Source organism: Sphingopyxis panaciterrulae (assembly GCF_014199295.1).
In the GTDB taxonomy this organism is placed as follows: Bacteria; Pseudomonadota; Alphaproteobacteria; order Sphingomonadales; family Sphingomonadaceae; genus Sphingopyxis; species Sphingopyxis panaciterrulae.
In genome coordinates, this window is the sequence record NZ_JACIJH010000001.1 from 388,279 (window position 1) to 404,943 (window position 16,665).

Annotated in this window: 14 protein-coding genes and 1 tRNA gene; 6 read left to right on the top strand and 9 right to left on the bottom strand. The window is 66.8% G+C overall.

Features of this window, described 5'->3' with window-relative positions; genetic code table 11:
• Window positions 1-5 precede the first annotated feature (5 nt).
• From FHR21_RS01940 to FHR21_RS01955, 4 genes are all read right to left on the bottom strand, one after another.
• Window positions 6-416 (bottom strand): hypothetical protein, encoded by a 411-nt coding sequence (locus FHR21_RS01940; RefSeq protein WP_184094756.1) that lies wholly within the window; start codon window positions 414-416, stop codon window positions 6-8.
• A gap of 130 nt (window positions 417-546) precedes the next feature.
• Window positions 547-1,773 carry a hypothetical protein gene (locus tag FHR21_RS01945; RefSeq protein ID WP_184094758.1) on the bottom strand — a complete coding sequence of 409 codons (1,227 nt, stop codon included), beginning with the start codon at window positions 1,771-1,773 and terminating at the stop codon, window positions 547-549.
• 140 nt (window positions 1,774-1,913) lie between these two features.
• A complete protein-coding gene (tldD, locus tag FHR21_RS01950; RefSeq protein ID WP_184094760.1) occupies window positions 1,914-3,356 on the bottom strand; it encodes a metalloprotease TldD in 1,443 nt (480 codons plus the stop codon).
• 154 nt (window positions 3,357-3,510) lie between these two features.
• A complete protein-coding gene (locus tag FHR21_RS01955) occupies window positions 3,511-3,720 on the bottom strand; it encodes a zinc-finger domain-containing protein (RefSeq protein ID WP_184094762.1) in 210 nt (69 codons plus the stop codon).
• 94 nt (window positions 3,721-3,814) lie between these two features.
• On the opposite strand from FHR21_RS01955, the gene FHR21_RS01960 reads away from it, so the two are divergent.
• Both FHR21_RS01960 and nadB read left to right on the top strand, forming a co-directional pair.
• On the top strand, window positions 3,815-4,738 hold the full coding sequence (locus FHR21_RS01960; protein ID WP_184094764.1) for an ABC transporter ATP-binding protein: 924 nt from the start codon (window positions 3,815-3,817) through the stop codon (window positions 4,736-4,738).
• A 113-nt stretch (window positions 4,739-4,851) separates the two neighbouring features.
• A complete protein-coding gene (gene nadB, locus FHR21_RS01965) occupies window positions 4,852-6,441 on the top strand; it encodes an L-aspartate oxidase (RefSeq protein ID WP_338113025.1) in 1,590 nt (529 codons plus the stop codon).
• 142 nt (window positions 6,442-6,583) lie between these two features.
• Here the strand turns inward: nadB and FHR21_RS01970 are convergent, their stop codons facing one another.
• The gene (locus tag FHR21_RS01970) at window positions 6,584-7,786 is read right to left on the bottom strand and encodes a M20 metallopeptidase family protein (RefSeq protein ID WP_184094766.1); all 1,203 of its coding nucleotides are present in this window, start codon (window positions 7,784-7,786) and stop codon (window positions 6,584-6,586) included.
• Window positions 7,783-8,961 (bottom strand): acyl-CoA dehydrogenase family protein, encoded by a 1,179-nt coding sequence (locus FHR21_RS01975; RefSeq protein ID WP_184094768.1) that lies wholly within the window; start codon window positions 8,959-8,961, stop codon window positions 7,783-7,785. The genes FHR21_RS01970 and FHR21_RS01975 overlap by 4 nt, the downstream gene beginning before the upstream one ends.
• 210 nt (window positions 8,962-9,171) lie before the next feature.
• On the opposite strand from FHR21_RS01975, the gene FHR21_RS01980 reads away from it, so the two are divergent.
• On the top strand, window positions 9,172-10,455 hold the full coding sequence (locus FHR21_RS01980; RefSeq protein ID WP_184094771.1) for a dipeptidase: 1,284 nt from the start codon (window positions 9,172-9,174) through the stop codon (window positions 10,453-10,455).
• Between the two features lie 177 nt (window positions 10,456-10,632).
• Window positions 10,633-11,136 carry a TlpA family protein disulfide reductase gene (locus FHR21_RS01985; protein WP_184094773.1) on the top strand — a complete coding sequence of 168 codons (504 nt, stop codon included), beginning with the start codon at window positions 10,633-10,635 and terminating at the stop codon, window positions 11,134-11,136.
• 7 nt (window positions 11,137-11,143) lie between these two features.
• On the opposite strand, the gene FHR21_RS01990 is transcribed toward FHR21_RS01985, so the two are convergent.
• A complete protein-coding gene (locus FHR21_RS01990; RefSeq protein ID WP_184094775.1) occupies window positions 11,144-12,436 on the bottom strand; it encodes an FAD-dependent oxidoreductase in 1,293 nt (430 codons plus the stop codon).
• Between the two features lie 196 nt (window positions 12,437-12,632).
• Here FHR21_RS01990 and FHR21_RS01995 point away from each other — a divergent pair.
• A tRNA-Gln gene (locus tag FHR21_RS01995) sits at window positions 12,633-12,706 on the top strand.
• Window positions 12,707-13,112: 406 nt separating this feature from the next.
• Here FHR21_RS01995 and FHR21_RS02000 read toward each other — a convergent pair.
• Entirely contained in the window at window positions 13,113-14,141 is a 1,029-nt protein-coding gene (locus FHR21_RS02000; protein ID WP_184094777.1) for an NAD(P)H-dependent flavin oxidoreductase, read from the bottom strand.
• Between the two features lie 190 nt (window positions 14,142-14,331).
• Here FHR21_RS02000 and FHR21_RS02005 point away from each other — a divergent pair, with 190 nt between their 5' ends.
• A complete protein-coding gene (locus FHR21_RS02005; RefSeq protein ID WP_246427031.1) occupies window positions 14,332-15,456 on the top strand; it encodes a Gfo/Idh/MocA family protein in 1,125 nt (374 codons plus the stop codon).
• 20 nt (window positions 15,457-15,476) lie between these two features.
• Here FHR21_RS02005 and FHR21_RS02010 read toward each other — a convergent pair whose 3' ends face one another.
• On the bottom strand, window positions 15,477-16,661 hold the full coding sequence (locus tag FHR21_RS02010; protein WP_184094781.1) for a hypothetical protein: 1,185 nt from the start codon (window positions 16,659-16,661) through the stop codon (window positions 15,477-15,479).
• Window positions 16,662-16,665 lie beyond the last annotated feature (4 nt).

Genomic DNA, 16,665 nt, shown 5'->3' on the forward strand with positions numbered 1-16,665 from the left:
CCCCTTCACTTCGCAGCGGTATCGACCTTGCGATAGGGAACGAACTCGCCGAGCGAAACGAAGCCCGCATACATATGGCTGTTGCGGTCGTGGAGCTGGATCGTGTCGATCGAGCAGAGCTGCGAGCCGGTCAATTTGGTGACGAGGATGTTGTCGTCGCCGTCGAGGGATTCGGCGCCGCCGCGCGGCCGGTTGACCCACAGGGTGCTGCCGACGCGATAGACGATCGCGGTCTTGTCGACGACCTGCGAACTGGTGACCGACGACAGGGTGATGCAGTCGCGCGGCTCGCCGGCGGCGCGGCCCTCGAGCATCCTGGCGAGCTTTTCCTCGCCGGTCGGCCTGTCCTTGGCGACGGCGGCGGGCGCGGCCGCGAGCATCGCGGCGGAAAGGATGGTGGCAATCAGCGGTCGCATGGTTCGACTCCTGCTTTCATAGGTCTCACCCTGAATGCGATCATAGCAGGAACAGGGTGAACGGTCGCTGACTGATTTTCACCGGAGTCGGGTGAGGCCCCTCCTCTTCAGAGGAGGGGCGGATCGGCTTTCAGCACGCGCCCGGCGGTAGGGGGATACCGAGCGGGCCCTTGCATTTCTTTTTCTTCTTCTCGCGCGGCGCGCTGGCCGCATTGCCGCTGCCTCCGCCGAAATCGGCGCCGATCAGCAGCGAACTGTGCGAACGGAAGCGGGCCTTCGCGGTCCAGTCGATGTTCCACACCGCCTTACCCGCGGGCTTGGGCGGATAGGCGAAATCGACCTCTGGCCCGAAGGCGTTGAGGTTGCCGAACAGCATCTCGCCCGACGCCTGCTTGACCGCGGCCGGGATTTGGCAGCTCGTCTGGCTGGGCGGCATCACGACCTTTTGCGTCACCAGCCGGGCGACCGTCGCGGGGGGCAGCCAGTCCCACAGGCCGCCGCCGAACTGGCGCGCGCTGCTGCTTGTCCACCAGACGATATCGCCGCCATCACCGCCGCGACCCATGCCGCCGAAGGTCCAGGCGACATAACCTGTCGCCGCCTGCACCGCGTCCCAGCGCAGCATCACCGACCCGTCGGCCTGCTGCGTCGCCGACGCGTTCAGCGCGGGCATATAGTCCTGCGCGAGGGTGAAATTGATATCGGAGCCGACATTGCTGGCGATGCGGTGCGCGCCGAGCAGCGAGCTGTCCTTCGGCGGCTGCTTCGACGATTTGGCGTTCGGCCAGGCGGCATAGGAGGCGCTGTTCGACGCCGCGACCTGGCGGATGCGCGGAATGGTGGTGGTGAAGAGGTCGGGCGGCATCTGCCCCGCCGCGAGCTTCGAGAAGTCGATGACGACCGGCTGGCCCGGCCCCGGCGTTGCGCCGCAACCCCAGTAAAGCAGCATCCGCCCCTTGGGTCGCTCGAAGCCGCTGCCGCCCATGTCGTTGCCGTCATTCTGCGTTTGGCCCTTGCCGGGTTCGGGGCCGAGCAGCGGCACCGACTTGCCGAGCTTCGCCTGCGGCTCGAATATATGGTCGCCGCGCACCGGCGGGCTGGTCGGCCCCTGGTTCGATCCGAGGCGCAACTCGAGCGTGTGGGCGACCTTGCCCTCGGGGCCGCCGCCGAACATCATGCTCATCGCGCTGCCAAGCCCCGGCTTGCCGCCCGCGGCCATCGCCGCGAAGCCCGAGGCGGTCGCGACATCCATCTCGTAGCGCTCCTTGGGCCCCGTGGTCTTCTGGGCCGAGCCGGGTACCGCGGCGAGCGCGGCGGCGAGAGTCGTGACGGAAACCAGACGCAGAATCGAACGCATGCTTGTCCTCCCTGTTGCCGGACAATCCGGCGGACGATGCGACCCGTATCTTTTCTTGTGTTCAGGCGTCTATAGGCCGGCCGGCGGAGGGCGCCAAGTGATGGAGGTCACAAAGCGAACGCGACCCGAAGGGTTTCGCATTAAGCCGTGCCGCCCACCGTCAGGCCGCTGACCAGCAGGGTCGGCTGGCCGACGCCGGCGGGCACGCTCTGGCCGCCCTTGCCGCAAACGCCGATGCCTTCGTCGAGCGCCATGTCGCTTCCGATGCCCATGACCTTGGTCAGCACGCTCGGCCCGTCGCCGATCAGCGTCGCGCCCTTGATCGAATCGCCGAGCCGGCCGTTCTCGATCTTATAGGCCTCTGTGCAGGAAAAGACGAACTTGCCCGAAACGATGTCGACCTGTCCGCCGCCGAAGCTCTTGGCGAAGATGCCCGATTTGACGCGGCTCAGCAGTTCGGCGGGATCGTCGTTGCCGGCGCGCATGAAGGTGTTGGTCATCCGTGGCATCGGCGCGTGGGCGAAGCTTTCGCGGCGGCCGTTGCCGGTCGGCGCGACGCCCATCAGCCGGGCGTTGAGCCGGTCCTGCATATAGGCCTTCAATATGCCGTCCTCGATCAGGATATTCTCTTGCGTCGGCGTGCCCTCGTCGTCGATCGAGAGCGAGCCGCGGCGCCCGCCGTCCACAGGGCTTTCGAGGCTGCCGTCGTCGATCACGGTGACGCCGGGGGCGGCGACGCGCTGCCCGATGCGGCCCGAAAAGGCGCTGGTGCCCTTGCGGTTGAAATCGCCTTCGAGCCCATGGCCAACCGCTTCATGGAGCAGTACGCCGGGCCATCCGGGGCCGAGCAGCACGGTCATCTCGCCCGCCGGGGCGTCGACCGCGCGCAGATTGACGAGCGCCTGGTTCAGCGCCTCGTCGATTGCGCGGTTCCACTGCGCCTCTTCGAACAGATGATCGTACATATAGCGGCCGCCGAGGCCGAAATAGCCCGATTCGCGGCGGCCATTCTCCTCGACCACGATCGAGACGTTGAGGCGGACGAGCGGGCGGATATCGGTCGCGAGGAAGCCGTCGGCGCGGACGATCTCGACCACCGACCAGCTTCCGGCGAGCGCGACCGACACCTGCGCGACGCGCGGGTCGCGGGCGCGGGCGGCGGCGTCGACCCGCTGACAGAGGTCGACCTTTTTCGCGAAGGGAATCAGGTCGAGCGGGTTCGCCTCATCATAGAGATGGCGGTTGGTGCGCGCGGGCGGCGGCGCGGGCGGCGCCTTGGCGGGATCGAGCAGCGCCAGTGTTTCGGCGGCACGGCGGATCGCGCCGGCGCTGATATCGCTCGCATGGGCAAAGCCCGTCATCTCGCCCGACACGGCGCGCAGGCCGAAGCCGGCGTCGGTCGAATAGTCGGCGGTCTTGAGCCGCCCGTCATCGAATCCGAAGCTCTCGGTCGCGCGATATTGCAGGTAAAGCTCGCCGTCGTCGGCCCTGGCGAGGGCCTCGCGCGCGAGGCTCTGCGCCAGATCGGGGTCGAGCGCGTCGGCGCGGTAGAGGAAGCGGCGGGGGTCGGTCGGGCTTGTCATGCCGCCGATATAGGCGCGCAGGGCGTCGGGCGCAAAGGCCGTTCGTCCGGGAGCCGTTCCGGGCTGCATTCCCCATCTGCGTCATTCCCGCTTTCGCGGGAATGACGAAGGTGTGAGAGGCTGAATATCCTGATCCGGTCGCTTCCGCCGACGCTCAGCCCTTGTCGGCGATTCCGCCGGCGAGGATGAAGCGGCGGTCGCAATAGCCGCAGTCGACATAGCCTTCGTCGGGGTCGATCTCGAGCCACACGCGCGGGTGACCGAGCGCTGCGTTGGCAAGGCCGTCGCCGGTGCCGTCGCAGGCGATGCGCGTTTTCTGGACGCGGAGCGTTTCGGGGGCCGGGGCGGGTGCAGCGTGGGTCATGGACCGCGCCCATAGCAAGCGTCTCGCGCCTCGGCAATCGGCTGTGCGCCGCAGCCTCTTTCGCACCCGTCGCGCCGCCGCTATGGAGGCCGCCATGAATGAAGCCGCCATCCGCATCGACGCCGTCTCCAAAATCTATGCCGGCGGCAAGCAGGCCCTCGACACCGTCAGTTTCGACGTGCCGCGCGGGGAGATTTTCGGGCTGCTGGGGCCGAACGGCGCGGGCAAGTCGACGCTGATCAACATCCTGGCGGGACTCGTCAACAAGACGAGCGGGTTGGCGAGCATCTGGGGCTTCGACATCGACGCCGATCCGCGCAACGCCAAATATTCGATCGGCATCGTGCCGCAGGAGATCGTCTTCGATCCCTTCTTCACCCCCTATGAGACGCTGGAGAATCAGGCGGGACTCTATGGGGTACCGAAGGAGCGGCGGATTTCGGACGAGCTGCTCGCAGCGGTGCATCTGTCGGACAAGCGCGATGCCTATGCGCGGACGCTGTCGGGGGGCATGAAGCGCCGGCTGCTCGTCGCCAAGGCGATGGTCCATTCGCCGCCGATCATCGTCCTCGACGAACCGACCGCGGGGGTCGACATCGAGCTGCGCCAGCAGCTCTGGGACTATGTCCAGCGCCTCAACGACCGCGGCGTGACCGTGGTGCTGACGACCCATTATCTGGAAGAGGCCGAGGAATTGTGCGACCGCATCGCGATCATCAACCACGGCCGGCTGATCGCGAACAAGCCGACGCGCGAGCTGGTCGACATGGCGCGCGAGAAGATCGTCGTCGTGACGCTGGATGAGGATGTCACCGTGCTGCCGACGCACCCCGCCTTCGACAAGGTCGAGCGCGAGGGCGAGCGGGGCCTGGCGATCAGTTACAACAAGGACCGGATGAACGCGGGCGAGGTGCTCGCGGCGGTGAATGCCATGGGGCACGGCATCGTCGACGTCTCGACCCGCGAGGCCGATCTGGAGGATGTGTTCCTGAATTTGACGCGGGCGGCGGCACAATAGGGATACCCCTTTTCGCCGTTCGGGCTGAGCTTGTCGAAGCCCCGTCCTTCCTTTAGCGCAAGGGAAATACGGTCCTTCGACAAGCTCAGGACGAACGGAAGGGAAGGTGCGCTGTGGCTCTGCCGAATAGCGATCACGACGTCATCATCATCGGCTCCGGCGCGGCGGGGCTGACCGCCGCGATCACGCTTGCCGACCATTGCCGCGTGCTCGTCCTCGCGAAGGGCGAGTTGACCGGCGGGTCGACCGCCTGGGCGCAGGGTGGGATCGCGGCGGTGCTCGATGCTGGCGACACGTTCGAAAATCATATCGAGGATACGATGGTCGCGGGTGCGGGACTCAACCGGCGCGAGACGGTCGAGTTCGTGGTCGAGAATGCCCCGCACGCGATCGAGCGGCTGATCGAGATGGGGGTCGCCTTCAACAAGGAGGAAGGCGCGCTCCACCTGACGCGCGAGGGCGGGCATTCGCATCGCCGCATCGTCCATGTCGACGATGCGACCGGCTGGGCGGTGCAGGCGGCGCTGCTGCGGACCGCCGAGGCGCATCCGAACATCACCCTGCTCCCCGGACAGGCGTGCATCGACCTGATCACCGGCCGGCACGAGGAACGCTATTCGGGGTCGGGGCGCGTCTGGGGCGTCTATGCGCTCGACGAAGCGACGGGGAAGGTCCACGCCCATGTCGGGCGTGCGACGATCCTCGCGAGCGGCGGGGCGGGGCGCGTCTATCAATTCTCGACCGCCCCCAGGGGCGCGACCGGCGACGGCATCGCGATGGCGTGGCGCGCGGGTTGCCGCGTCTCCAACATGGAGATGATGCAGTTCCACCCGACCTGCCTCTATAATCTGGAGGTCAAGAATTTCCTGATCACCGAGGCGGTGCGCGGCGAGGGCGGCATATTGAAGCACCCGGTCACCGGGCATCGCTACATGCCCGATTACGATCCGCGCGCCGAACTGGCACCGCGCGACATCGTGGCGCGCGCGAACGACGATCAGATCAAGCGCTTCGGACTCGATTACGTCCACCTCGACATCAGCGACAAGGACCCCGATTTCGTCGCGGGGCATTTCCCCAACATCTACGAAAAGCTGCTGACGCTCGGCATCGACATGACCAAGCAGCCGATCCCGGTGGTGCCCGCGCAGCATTATACCTGCGGCGGTGTGCTGATCGACCTCGACGGGCGCACCGACCTTCCCGGGCTTTATGCCGCGGGCGAGGTGACCGAAAGCGGGCTGCACGGGGCGAACCGCCTCGCGTCGAACAGCCTGCTAGAATGTTTCGTCTTCGGTGAGGCGGCGGCGAAGCATATCGTCCGCCATTGGGACGAGCTGGGGGCGCCGCCTGCGATTCATCCGTGGGACGAAAGCCGCGTCACCGATTCGGACGAAGAGGTCGTCATCAAGCAGAACTGGACCGAGATCCGCCGCTTCATGTGGAATTATGTCGGCATCGTCCGCACCACGAAGCGGCTGGAGCGCGCGCAGCACCGCATCAACATGCTATCGGGCGAGGTCGGCGAATATTATGGCCATTTCCGCGTGACCACCGACCTGATCGAGCTGCGCAACCTGCTCCAATGCGCCGAACTGATCGTGAAGAGCGCGCTCCACCGCAAGGAAAGCCGCGGGCTGCACTATACGCTCGATTATCCCGAACTGGCGGCGGAGGCGGTCGATACGGTGCTGGTGCCGTGAGATTGGTGTAAGGAAAATTTCACGCGAAGGCGCGAAGAGGTCGCGCTTGCCGCGAAGCGGCTTTTTCCAGAAACATCGCGGCAACCACGCGGTTGTATGAAAATGGGGCCATTCGGCCCAAGCAGGCCTCTTCGCGTGAACTCTAACCGAACCCCTCGCTCAGAAACTGCTCCGCCAGCGCCGCGTGCAGCGCCGCGCCGCGTGCCATGACGCTTTCGTCGAGGACCATGCGGTTGGAGTGCAGGCCGCAGCAGGCGCGCCAGTCGCTGCCCTGCTCGCTCGCGCCGAGCCAGAACATCGCGCCGGGGACCTTTTCGAGGACGTAGGAGAAATCCTCGGCGCCCATCACCGGATTGTCCATCGTCAGCCACGCCGCTTCACCGAAGGTTTCTTCGACCACCGATTGGCCGAAGGCGACGGCGCGGCTGTCGCAGATGGTGACGGGGAAGCCTTCCTCTATATGCACTTCGGCGGTGCAGCCGTGCGCTTCGGCGATCGCGGGGGCGAGGCGTTTCAGTTCCTCGGCCACCATCGCGCGACGGTGTGGCGACAGGGTGCGGATCGTGCCGAGCATCTCGGCGGTTTCGGGAATGATGTTGTTCGTGGTGCCCGCGGCGATCTTCGCGATGGTGATCACCGCGGGATCGAAGACCGAGATGCGGCGCGTCACCATCGTCTGGATCGCGGTTACGATTGCGCAGGCGACGGGGATCGGGTCGATCGCATCCTGCGGCATCGAGGCATGGCCGCCCGCGCCCTTGACGATGATCGACAGCACGTCGGACGAAGCGAGCAGCGGCCCGGCGCGCCCCGCGAAGACGCCGTGCGGAGCGTTGGGCATGATGTGGAGCGCGAAGGCCGCGTCGGGCAGCGGGTCGATCAGCCCGTCCTGCAGCATGAAGCGCGCGCCGTGATGCCCCTCCTCGCCCGGCTGGAACATGAACATGACCGTGCCCGCGAGCCGGTCGCGCGCGGCCGAGAGCAACTTCGCCGCGCCGACGAGCATCGCGACATGCGTATCGTGCCCGCAGGCGTGCATCGCGCCGTTCGTTTCGGAGGTGAAGGCGAGCCCCGTATCCTCGACCAGCGGCAGCGCATCCATGTCGCCGCGCAGCAGCACGGTGCGCCCGTTCGCCGGCCCGCGCAGGATCGCGATCAGCCCGGTGGTCGACGGCCCCTCGCGAAATTCGAGCGGCAGGCCGGCGAGCGCATCCTTGATCTTCGCGAGTGTCTTGGGGTTCTGCAAGCCCAGTTCGGGCTCGCGGTGAATCGCGCGGCGGAGGTCGACGAGATCGTCGAGCAGCGTTTCGGCCTCGGCGGGCCAGCTTCGGGCGATCTCATTCATTTCCGTCCTCCTCCAAACAATTGCCGTCCCGCCAGATCGAGCATGATTTCCTCGCTGCCGCCGCCGATCGCGTTGACGCGGACCTCGCGGTAGATGCGCTCGACCTTGCTACCGGTGATATAGGACGCGCCGCCGAGGATTTGCGCTGCTTCGCGGGCCACCGATTCGAGCATTCGGGTCGCCTGCACCTTCAGCATCGCGAAATCGGCGGGGCGGGCCTTGTTTTCCCTGACCTGCCACGCGGCGAGGTCGACCCAGGCCTGGGTCGCCTCGATCTGGCGCTCCATGTCGGCGAGCTTGATGCGGATCGACTGGTGGCCGACCAGCGGCTTGCCGAAGGTTTCGCGTTGCCGCGCCCATTCGGCCGCCTCGGCCATCGCGACGCGGGCATAGGCGCAGCAGCCCATCGCCATGCCGAGCCGCTCGCTGTTGAAATTGCGCATGATGCCGATGAAGCCGCCATTTTCGGGACCGATGAGGTTGGTGGCGGGCACGCGGACGTCGCCGAAGTGGATGGCGGCGGTGTCGCTGCAGCGCCAGCCCATCTTGTCGAGCCGCGTCCGCTCGACGCCGGGCGAGTCCATGTCGATCAGCAGCAACGAAATGCCGGCGGCGCCCGGCCCGCCGGTGCGCACCGCGCAGGTCAGCCAGTCGGCGCGCATGCCGCTGGTGATGAACATCTTGCCGCCGTTGACGACATAATGGTCGCCATCGCGTATCGCCGTGGTTTTCAGGTTCGCGACGTCGCTGCCGCCGCCCGCCTCGGTGATGCCGAGCGCGATGATCTTGTCGCCCGCGAGCACCGGCGGCGCGACGCGCTGTTTCAACTCCTCCGAACCGAGCACGAGGATCGGCGGAAGGCCGATGCCGTGGGTCATCAACGACGCGCCGAGGCCACCCGCACCGACCGCGGCGAGTTCCTCGGTGACGACGAGACTGTGGAAATTGTCGAAGCCCTCGCTGTGCCCGCCATATTCTTCGGGATAGCGCAGGCCGAGGATACCGGCTTCGGCGGCCTTCTTGTGCAGCTCGCGCGGCAATTCGCCTTCGACCTCCCAGCGGTCGATATGCGGTGCGATCTCGCGCGTGACGAAGCGTCGGATGCTTTGCGCGAGCGCTTCGTGAGTGTCGTCATAGTAGGGCGAACGGGCGCGCCAATCGTCGAAAGCGGTCATGGCGCGATGCTGGGCCGGGTTGACGTCAACGTCAAGTTGGACTGCGCTGCAGGCGCCTGTGGAATTTCACGCGAAGAGGCGAAGAGGCTGGACAAGGCCGCAATCTTCTTCGCGTCTTTGCGTGAAGTCATTAGAGTGCGACGTTGCGGCCGCGCGGATGGTTGAAATTTCGGGTCGATTTCCGCGTCACGGTCCTTAAGGTCGCGTTCCATGACAAAGCCCTTCCTGCTCGCCGGCCTCGCCGCTCTCGCCCTCGTCTCCATTCCCGCCGCCGCGCAGCAGTCGCCCGAGGCGGTGGCCGAAGCGGCGCTGACGCGCGCGCCGGTGTTCGACGGGCATAATGACGTGCCCTGGGCGCTGCGCGGACGGGTCGGCAACGTCATCAATGGCTTCGACTTCGTCGACACGACCGACACCGCCGAGCCCGACCGCGACCCGCCGCGCGGGGCGATGCACACCGACATCCAGCGGTTGCGTAAGGGCCATGTCGGGGCGCAATTCTGGTCGGTCTACGTCCCCTCGAACGACGACGAGGACGAGGCCGTGCGGCAGACGATCGAGCAGATCGACGTCGCGAAGCGGCTGATCGCGCGCTATCCGAAGGACATGATGCTCGCGGCCAATTCGGCCGAGCTCGAAAAGGCGATGAAGGCGGGCAAGATCGCTGGGATGCTCGGCATGGAAGGCGGGCAGTCGATCGGCTCGTCGCTTGCGGTGTTGCGCCAGATGTACGACCTCGGCGCGCGCTACATGACGCTGACCCACGGTCGGAACACCCCCTGGGCCGATAGTGCGACCGACGCGCCCGAGCACGACGGGCTGACCGATTTCGGGCGGCAGGTGGTCGCCGAAATGAACCGCATCGGGATGGTCGTCGACCTGAGCCATGTCAGCCCGGCGACGATGAAGGACGCGCTCGCGGCGGCGAAGGCGCCGGTGATGTTCAGCCATTCGGGCGCGCGTGGCGTCAACGACCATCCGCGCAACGTCCCCGACGACGTGCTGCCGCTGGTCAAGGCGAATGGCGGGGTGGTGATGGTGGTGCTCTATGCCGCCTTCCTCGATCCCGATTTGCGCGCGCACGACCTCGCGCGGACCGGAGAGAAGGCGCGGCTCGAGGCGCAATATCTCGGCAATCCCGACGGCGCCGCGGCGGCGCTGAAGGCGTGGGACGCGGCGCACCCCGCCCCGCAGACGCCGATCGCGGTCGCCGCCGACCATATCGACCATATCCGCGACGCGATCGGCATCGACCATATCGGCATCGGCGGCGATTATGACGGGATGGACGCGACCCCGGTCGGGATGGAGGATGTCACCGGCTATCCGGTGCTGTTCGTCGAACTGGCGCGGCGCGGCTACGGCCAGGCCGATCTGGAAAAGATCGCGAGCGGCAATATGCTGCGCGTGCTGAAGGCGGTCGAAGCCTATGCGAAGGTGCACGCCGGCGACCCGCCGATCGAGACGCCGGTGGCCAAGAAGGCGGAGGATTGATTCCCATATCCCCATCCCTGCTGCACAAACGGGAATCCTTCAGCGCGGGGTGATCGCAAGCAGGGATCGGGCCACTCACGATATTACCCCGTTCGCGCCAGATTGGCAGCAATTGCCGCGCTGACGCCCATCATCGCGCCTTTCCTCCGGGGCCCGGCTTCCCCTATAGACAGGACCATGCTCAACCGGACCCTGCGCCGTATCGCGGCCGTGCTGATCCTAGCCGCGGCCCCGTTGCTGCTGGCGGCGTCCGGCCCGGCGAAGATCGGCGAGCTCGCGCCCGGCTTTTCCTTCACGACGCTCGACAAGCGCAAGGTGCGGCTCGAGGATCTGAAGGGCAAGGTCGTGGTGATAAACCTGTGGGCAACCTGGTGCGGGCCGTGCAAGGCGGAGATGCCGATGATGCACGCCTATTACCAGAAACATCATGCGCAGGGACTGGAGATGTTCGGGGTGACGAGCGAGGGGATCGAGGTCCGCTCATGGCTGAAGAAGCTTTCGGGGGTGCTCTCCTACCCGCTCGCGAACCAGGTTCTGCCCCGTTACCGGCCGATCGGCGGCGCGGTGCCCTCGACCTTCATCATCGATCGCAAGGGCGTGCTGCGCGTCGCGCGGGCGGGCGCCTTTTCGGAAACGGCCTTTCGCAAGACGGTCGATCCGCTGCTCGCCGAGGCGCCCTGAGCCCGCTTCAGCGCCCGATCGCGGCGAGCATCGCGTCGATGCTGGTGAATTTCTCGCGCGGCGCGCCTTCGATCGCTGCCTGGACCTCGGCCTCCTCGATACGGCGCCAGTCGCGGAAGGTCACCGGGGTGACGTCGCGGCTCGCGAGCATTGCGTCGAGACCGGGGCGCCCCGCCTTGCCCGCGCCGCGCCCGATATCCTCGAGCAGCATCTCGGCGATGCGCGCGCCGTCGGGCTTGTTGGTGCCGATCGTCCCCGTCGGCCCGCGCCGCGCCCAGCCGACGCAATAGAGGCCGGGCAGGATTCGCCCCTCGTCGTTGGCGAAACGGCCGCGGCCGTGCTCATAGGGCACGCCGGGGATCGGCGGGGTCTGATAGCCGATGCAGCTTACGACCAGCCCGGCCTCGACCGCATAGGTTTCCCCCGTGCCGCGGCTGCGCAATTCGGCGTCGAGTTCGGTCTTCTCGACGATGACGCGCTGGACGTGGCCGTCCCCTTCGATCGCGACCGGCATGGCAAAGAAATCGAAGTCGATCGTCACCGGCTTGGCGACCGGATTGGCGGCAAAGCTTCGCAGGTGGGTGACCGACTTGCGCATGCCGGGTTCGAGCATCGCGTCGTCGCCCTCGGGCGGCAGGTCGGCGGGGTCGACGCGCGGACCCGCGCGCTCGAGATGGCCGAGTTCGCCGAGCTCCTTGGGCGTCATCGCGATCTGGTGCGGCCCGCGGCGGCCGAGGATGTGGATATGCCGCACCCCGCTCGTCGCAAGCGCTTCGCGGGCGTGGGCGACGATGTCGCTGCCGGCGAATTCGGCCGGGGTCTTGGCGAGGATGCGCGCGACGTCGAGCGCGACATTGCCGTTGCCGATCACCGCGACGCCGGGCGCACCCAGCGGCGGGCTCAGCGCGGCGAAATCGGGATGGCCGTTGTACCAGCCGACGAAGGCGGCGCTGCCGATCACGCCGGGCAGGCCGGCGCCGGGGATGTCGAGCGGGCGGTCGTGCGGGGCGCCGGTCGCGAGCACGACGGCGTCGTAGAGCGACACCAGTTCGTCGACGGTCACGTCGCTGCCGACCGAGACATGGCCAACAAAGCGGACATTGTCGGTCAGCGCGACGCCTTCGTAGCGGCGCGACACGGCCTTGATCGACTGATGATCGGGGGCGACGCCGGTGCGGATCAGGCCATAGGGAACCGGCAGGCGGTCGATGACGTCGACCGCAATATCGTCGGCCTTCTGCAGCGCCTCGGCGGTATAATAGCCCGCCGGGCCCGACCCGACGATCGCGACGTGACGCATCAGTTCACCTCCATATCGGGCGCCTGCGCCGGAATCGCGGCCCCTTTGTCGTGACCATGATGCTAACGGCGAATTGCCCGAGGGCAAGCGGGCTGTTGCGGGGGCTGTCGGCGCAATTGTGACGGATAAATCGTCACACGGTCACAATCCTTCCCCCTTGACCCGCGCAAATCCGCGGCTTATTGGCGCCCGCTCCTGCCCCGTCGTCTAATGGTAAGACTACGGATTCTGATTCCGTCTATCGAGGTTCGAATCCTCGCGGGGCATCCAGTAACATCTGATACATTGCTGAATGTATTGAGCTTTCCTTGGGGAAACCAGCATCCCCTCCTTCGTCTTGCTTTGCGAACGGCAGGAAAACGAAGCGGATTTTCGGGAAAGATATCCCCCATTGTCTTGAAGCAGCCGGGGACGATTCCGGGCGGTATCAATGCCGATGCAAAGCCATGGATCGGGAGAATTGTCCGGCCGCCAGCGACGGGCGAGCCAACCCGTCCTCGTTTCAACCCAGGCGGTGATCCGAAGGCGCGATAGCGCTCAATCCTCGCTATTATCGCAAGGGCGGGCGGGAGAGGTGGGCGCGCACCCGGTCGCGCGAGCGCGCGCATTGAAGTCGCGGCGATAAAGGCGGACGGTGTCGTCGAGAAGAAATCCGATCGACTCGGACATCGCGTTTTCAGCGGTCGCCAGCGTCGGCCGAAACGCCAGGGGATATCTCTGCTTCGCGGTGAACGCCTTCGGAGGCGCCGAATGCCGGCAGGGCGCAGGCCGCGCGATATTCGCCGCGCAGCCGCTCGACGAGTTCGCCGACGCTCGGGATATCGTGGATCAGGTCGATGCCCTGGCCGGCCGACCAGAGATTCTTCCACGGTCGTACCCCTTCGGGCAGATGGTCGTGGCGCATGCCCTTGCCTTCCGGCACCGGCAGGTTCCGCGGGTCGAGCCCGACGCGTTCCATCGACCGCACGAGCCAGTTGGCGGGAACGCCCGCGACCTTGCCGGTGAACATCAGGTCGCTCGAATTGCTCTCGACCAGCATCGCATGATAGGCGGGATCGACCCGCGATTCCTGCGTCGCGATGAAGCGGGTGCCCATATAGGCGAGGTCGGCGCCCAATATCTCGGCGGCGCGAATGGCGGCGCCGGTCGAGATCGATCCGGCCATCATCAGCGTGCCGTCGAACATCTCGCGAATCTTGGGCACCAGGACCAGATGGCCGATATTGCCCGAATGGCCGCCGCCGCCCGCGCCGACGCAGGTCATGCCGTCTACCCCCGCCTTCATCGCCTTTTCGGCGAAGCGCAGCGACACGACGTCGTGCCAGAGGAGGCCGCCCCAGTCGTGAACCTGCTTGGCCAGCTCGGTCGGGTCGCCCGTCGCGCTGATGATGATCTCGACGCCATATCTCCCGCACAGGTCGAGGTTGGCGCGCAGCTCCTCCTCCTGCATCCGCGTCGCAAGATTGACCGCCAGCGGGCCGATGCGCGCGCCGGGATTTTCCGCTGCATGACGATCGAGCCGATCGCGAATCTGCTTCAGCCAGGCCTCGAACGTCCCGATGTCGCGGGCGTTCGCGCGCGGCAGCGCCCCGACGATGCCCGCGCGGCATGCCGCCTCGACGAGGTCGGGCCCCGACACGAGGAACATCGGCGCGCAGACCGCGGGCAGCAGCATGCGGTCGTGAAGGCGATCAGGCAGCGCCATCGCGTATCGCCCCATGCATTTTCGGCCGGCCTCGATTCATGCCCAATCCTCTTTCAAAACATATAAACTATACATATGATAATTGGCGTGCGCGGCCATCGGTTGTCAAGCTGGCAATCGCCAACCGGGCCAGGTGTGAACGGACGGGAGAGGAACTATGCCGGATCGGCAACGACCGCTGCGAGTGGGTATGATCGGAGCCAATTGGGGAATCGTCGGCCATCTGCCCGCGTGGCGGAACCTGCCCGGCGTCGAGGTCGCGGCGATCTGCACCGCGCATGAGGAGACGGCGCGGGCCGCGGCGGACGCGCATGGCATCCCCCATGCCTATCACGACTATCGGCGCATGATCGACGAGGCGCCGGTCGACATCATCGACGTCGGCACGCGTCCGATGCTGCGCTATGACATGGTCATGCACGCGCTCGCCGCCGGCAAGCATGTGATCAACGCCAATCCCTTCGCGCCCGACATCGCCGGGGCGAAGGCGATGCGCGAGGCGCAGCAGGCGGCCGGCGTCGTCGGCATGATCGAGGCGCAGTTCCAGTGGCTGCCGCAATTCCGCCAGATGAAGGCGATGATCGCGGACGGCGCGCTCGGCGACCTGATCGGGGTCGAACTGCGTTGCCACTTCCCGCTGATCCGTGACGGCGATGCGCTTTTCCCCTTCGTCACCCGGCCGGGCTATACGACCAACTACAACTGGCTCGGCATGGCGGGGGAGGGCGCGAGCGCGCTGCGCAATCTCGGCGGCCATTGTCTCCACGCGCTCCTCTATCTGTTCGGGGAGGTCGAGAGCGTGTCGGCGACGCTCGGTCGCGGGCTGCGCGAATGGCGTTTCGACGATGGCAGCCGTTTCACGCCCCAGACGGTCGATACCGCCTTTGCGACCCTGCGGTTCCGCGACGGCGGGACGGCGCAGATGAACATCGGCTGGAGCGTCGCGGGCGCACGCGGCTTCGCGATCGAGGCCTATGGCACCAACGGCCGGTTGCGGATCGAGGCGCCCTCGGCCTTCCCCGACGCGGGCAATGCGGCGCTGTTCCATGCGCCGGCCGGTCCGCGCGAGGCGCTCGGCAAGCCAGAGGAGCCGGTAGAGCTGCCCGCGACGCTGGCGCAATTGCGCGGCGCCCCGATCGCCGCACCCGCGGACGCGCGCGTCGTCATCCCGATGACGCTGATGCTCGACGAGATGGTGTCGGCGGTGCGCGAGGGGCGCGAATGCAGTCCCGGTTTCGCCCAGGCACTACAGGTGCAGGCGATCTGCGAAGCGGCGGAGGCATCCGACCGGCAAGGGGAACGGATCAATCTCTAGCCGCCGTTCCCCGGCCGCCTTCACCATTTGCGGCGGAACTGGGCGCCGCGGAAGCGCGCGCGCAGGCTTTCGCGCCGCGCCGCTCGGTCGATGCGCGGGGTATCGGAGGGCAGATGATCGCGCAGATCCGACAGCGCCACGCGCTTCAGTGTCGGTGTCGGCGCCGCGCTCGCCTGATACCAGCGGCCCTGCACCACGCCCTTGAACCGCCCGGCGGTGTCGAGCCAGTTGGGCACGCCCGGGTCCTCGGCGGCGATCACCGCGCGGAACCGGCCGTCGCTGTCGAGCCGGGCCTGGAAGCCGTTGAGACTCGATTGGCATTTCTCCCAATCGATGGTGTTGAAGAGCTGGTCCGCCAGCAGCACCGCCCAATAGCGTACCCGGTCGGGCACCTCGGTCTCGAGGATCAGCGCCTCACCGTCGGACAATTCGAACAATCCCTCGTAATAGGTCTGTTCGGCGAGGCCGCCGATGTCGGACCATGTGTTGAGGACGACGCTGTTGACCGGATGCCGGCTCAGCGTCTTGACGAAATGGACGAAGAGCTGCGCGTAGCGCTCGGGAAAGCCGGCGAGGCGCTCCAGGCGATGCGCGATCTCGTCCATCGACGGACGCCTGTGGTCGCCGGCGTCGTCGAGCCGCTCGATCGCGATGCGGCTGTCGATCTCATTCTCCCAGTCGTAGCTCGCCTCGCGGATGCCGATCGTGCGCGCGTTGGCGGGGAGCCGATACCAGTCGCCGTCGTAGCCCGCGGGCCGCTCGGCGCTGAGGATCACCGAGAAGCGTCCGCCCTCGCCGAGCGACAGCGTGTCGAGGTCGATATGCCCGACCGACGGCCCCGCCTGGTCGTCGACGCCGATATAGCCGGAACCGATGCCGACATGCACGAACAGGGTCGTCCCGCGCGTCCCCGACAGGCGATAGGTCCCGCTGCCTTCGACGAAGCAGGTCCGGTACATATAGTCGGGGTTGGGCGCCGCCGACTTGATGACGGGGTTGAGGAAGGTGAAGAAGGCTGGAACCCGGCTGTCCTGCGCCATGATCGGCGCATAACCCTGCGACAGGCTCATCGCCATCTGCTGGATCGCCTCCTGCTTCAGCCAGGGGTCGGCGGGGTCGATCACATGTTGCAGGCTGCGGTCAATTCCCGCGATGAGGTCGATGAAGCCTTCCCATTCCATCGGGACGGCGGGGCCGGTCGCCATGGCG

What these genes read in the sequence shown, in the direction of transcription:
- FHR21_RS01940 (WP_184094756.1), bottom strand. Translation starts at nt 416, where the DNA reads ATGCGACCGCTGATTGCCACCATCCTTTCCGCCGCGATGCTCGCGGCC.
- FHR21_RS01945 (WP_184094758.1), bottom strand. Translation starts at nt 1,773, where the DNA reads ATGCGTTCGATTCTGCGTCTGGTTTCCGTCACGACTCTCGCCGCCGCG.
- tldD (WP_184094760.1), bottom strand. Translation starts at nt 3,356, where the DNA reads ATGACAAGCCCGACCGACCCCCGCCGCTTCCTCTACCGCGCCGACGCG.
- FHR21_RS01955 (WP_184094762.1), bottom strand. Translation starts at nt 3,720, where the DNA reads ATGACCCACGCTGCACCCGCCCCGGCCCCCGAAACGCTCCGCGTCCAG.
- FHR21_RS01960 (WP_184094764.1), top strand. Translation starts at nt 3,815, where the DNA reads ATGAATGAAGCCGCCATCCGCATCGACGCCGTCTCCAAAATCTATGCC.
- FHR21_RS01970 (WP_184094766.1), bottom strand. Translation starts at nt 7,786, where the DNA reads ATGAATGAGATCGCCCGAAGCTGGCCCGCCGAGGCCGAAACGCTGCTC.
- FHR21_RS01975 (WP_184094768.1), bottom strand. Translation starts at nt 8,961, where the DNA reads ATGACCGCTTTCGACGATTGGCGCGCCCGTTCGCCCTACTATGACGAC.
- FHR21_RS01980 (WP_184094771.1), top strand. Translation starts at nt 9,172, where the DNA reads ATGACAAAGCCCTTCCTGCTCGCCGGCCTCGCCGCTCTCGCCCTCGTC.
- FHR21_RS01985 (WP_184094773.1), top strand. Translation starts at nt 10,633, where the DNA reads ATGCTCAACCGGACCCTGCGCCGTATCGCGGCCGTGCTGATCCTAGCC.
- FHR21_RS01990 (WP_184094775.1), bottom strand. Translation starts at nt 12,436, where the DNA reads ATGCGTCACGTCGCGATCGTCGGGTCGGGCCCGGCGGGCTATTATACC.
- FHR21_RS02000 (WP_184094777.1), bottom strand. Translation starts at nt 14,141, where the DNA reads ATGGCGCTGCCTGATCGCCTTCACGACCGCATGCTGCTGCCCGCGGTC.
- FHR21_RS02005 (WP_246427031.1), top strand. Translation starts at nt 14,332, where the DNA reads ATGATCGGAGCCAATTGGGGAATCGTCGGCCATCTGCCCGCGTGGCGG.
- FHR21_RS02010 (WP_184094781.1), bottom strand. Translation starts at nt 16,661, where the DNA reads ATGGCGACCGGCCCCGCCGTCCCGATGGAATGGGAAGGCTTCATCGAC.